General features: G+C 35.8%; 2 protein-coding genes. Both read right to left on the bottom strand.

The genetic code is table 11. From position 1 onward, the window contains the following. Positions 1 to 204 precede the first annotated feature (204 nt). Positions 205 to 1,143 carry a hypothetical protein gene (locus PF572_00770; GenBank protein MDA3839596.1) on the bottom strand — a complete coding sequence of 313 codons (939 nt, stop codon included), beginning with the start codon at positions 1,141 to 1,143 and terminating at the stop codon, positions 205 to 207. Positions 1,144 to 1,319: 176 nt separating this feature from the next. Continuing rightward, complete coding sequence (locus tag PF572_00765) at positions 1,320 to 2,615, bottom strand: ISNCY family transposase (protein MDA3839595.1); 1,296 nt, start codon at positions 2,613 to 2,615, stop codon at positions 1,320 to 1,322. Between the last annotated feature and the right edge of the window lie 271 nt (positions 2,616 to 2,886).

The raw sequence follows: 2,886 nt of genomic DNA, 5'->3' as shown, positions 1-2,886 counted from the left end.
TTTTTAGGGATAGAAAGTATTAACTTTGTGGATTGGATTATCAATACAGGGTTCTCACCACATTACCAATCATAAAAATAATAGCATCAGTGTACACTGATGCTATTATTTTTTTGCTCACCACCCTGAACGAAGTGGGAACTTTTTACACTAAAACATATAAAAAAAGTGGGTGAACTAGGTTCACCCACATTGTGCTTAACTTTATGACTTTTGTTTTTCCAAGTCATTAAAATACTCTGTATTTTTTTTCAAAACATCAAAAATTTCATCGACATAATCATCACCTACGACTGCCTCAATCTCACCAAATCTAATTGGATAAATTGAGATCGTCTCACCTGGTTGATAAAGCTGATTTTCAGCAACACCAACACTAATGCTAATCCAGGTTGAATGATCATCTTCTCCTTCTTTAAACAATGGAAGATATCCATCATTTTTAAAGGCAGCAAATATGCTATTAAACTTTTCCATCACTTTGATGTTTTGTTCAGGGCTACCAACCTCCAAGAAGGCACGAATACTATATGTGCCTTTCCCCCTGGACATATAGGCAACCGGACCAAAGTAATCAATCCCCTCTTTTTCGAATTCAGGAAGTTTTTTGATATTTTCCTCTTTTTGGTCTTCGGAAAGGCCAACAGGTTTTGCCTGTATTCTAGTAAGCGAATCTGCCCCCCTGGCGATCTCCTCTGATCTATCATGACCATAGCTAGTCCTATTGGACCAAACAACACTTGGTCCAATAGGCATAAGTAAGAGCTCGTAATCATTACCACCCTTTTTAAAGGCGGGATAATTTGAATCGACCCCTACAGTCATGTATTCGGCATCACCCTTACCTTGAAAATAGCCGATTTTTTTAAATGCTTTAAGAAGGTTTGCGTACTGATTAATAACGGCAGTATTTTGATCCATATCTCCGGCAGTAAAGTTTACCCAAAGCTGGAAACCAGTACCATCAGAATGATTAATGCCAATAGTGGAAATAAATGAGTCTTCCAGGTGGTCAGCATGCCCTGCTGGCACAAAATTCCTTTGCGCATAAACTTGGTCCTTAGCCTCTTCGGCGAAACAGAAACTTACGGAAACAAACGATACCAGCATAACGACTAAAGCGATTTTCAATAAATTTTTCATCCTGTTTTCCTCCCTTTGAGTAAGATGATTTTGTTAAACAACAATGTTAGAATTTCACTAACTTTGTACATTAACACATAATTTATATTTTGTCAATGTAAATACAAAAAATGTAAAGGCTAAATAGAAATGTCATAGTAGCGGGCAATTTAGAAATGTCATACCCCTTAGGGGAATTAATTATTTACAGCTGTTCTTGCAGGCTGTTTTTTATTACTTAAAAATTGCGTTCGCCAGGGGTGATTAGCCGGCGGAATCCAACCCGGCGGTTTTGTTTTGGTTAATGCTATCAATTTAACTTCGATCTCTTTTTTTGGTCTTTCCGGTAGTTTAAAATAGTCTAAATATTTGTTTCTAAGTGTGATCTTTAGCTCTCCATTTAGATGTTCTTCGATAGTCACCTTATCTCTTTTATAGACAGTGGCTGGCTGGACTTCCTTTAATTGATAATAATTATTTTTAAACCTGATTGTATAATCATTATTTACACTACGTTCCAATTGAATGGACAATATTCTTTTTAATTCGTCCTTCTGTTTTTTGTTTAAATCTCTGTGTAAATCATTTTTCTTTTTTGCAACTATCCCAAACTGGATGTCGAATTTTGGAATAAATATTTCTATCAAAAACCTATTAGCCTCGGGAATAGTGTTAATATTTGCCAAGCGCATTTCTTTAACTAATCTTCTTTGTAGCGTTCCATTCATCTTTTCAACTCGACCTTTGGCCTGTGGTGTACTAGCGTGAATCACTCTAACATCTAATTGTTTCATAGCACGTTCGAATTGTGTCATCATATCTTTATTATCAACAGCATTTTTGTGATTTACTTTGTATGTTGAGAATTTGTCCAGATATATTGATATTGGAAGGCCTCTTTCTTCAAAATACTCTTTCCAGAAACCAAATACTGCCTCTACACCCTCGTTATTCTCAAATTTAGCACCCGTAATTGTTCCTTTGGCATCATCAACGGATAGAAGCAAACATTGTTCTTCACCCACCTCTTCGATGTTCCTGCCTTCAAACCAACTATGATAGCTACCGTCAAATTGTTCCATTTCACCATAGTTATCTTTTCTTTCCCGCCAAACATGTTTTTTGACCTCTGATTTCTTTCTCGGTTTCCAGAGCTTTTCATCTATTAGCCACCGACGGACAGTTTCTTTGCTAACCCCAATTCCATCATCATCGCGCAAGTGCTCTTGTGCTAAAAGAGGATTAAAATCATGGTATTTTTCATTTAATATTTTTTTAGCATTTTCGACCATTGTTTCATCTATTCGACGATTACCTTTTCCGCCTCGATTACCATGGATCACTCCTTTAATTTTTAAACTCAGAACTCTGGCTTTAATTCTTTTTATTTGCCTTACAGACAATCCTAATTGCTTTGAGGCATCGGTTCCATTTATTTTCTTACCTATTAGTTTCTTAATGACGTCATAGCGTCTAGCTTCTTTTTGAGTCATAGTTATTAGTTGTTTTTCGTACATATTAGTCTAATTAATTATTATTAACTCTAGACTAATTATGACACGAATTTTATTAACTATGACATTTCTATTTTGCTGATACTATGACATTATCATCTTGGCGGGACATGTAAATACAAAAAAACAACTAAAAGATAATGGGGTCAAGTCTTGAAAGATAATGGGGTCAAGTCTTGTATTTTGACATTTTTGTTACATTCCACCCCGCCACAGTCCCCCGTCGACGAACTACAATATTGTTATTTAT

The sequence above is a fragment of the Patescibacteria group bacterium genome (assembly GCA_027858235.1).
Taxonomy (GTDB): domain Bacteria; phylum Patescibacteriota; class Patescibacteriia; order Patescibacteriales; family BM507; genus BM507.
This window is presented reverse-complemented; position numbering and strand designations above follow the sequence as displayed.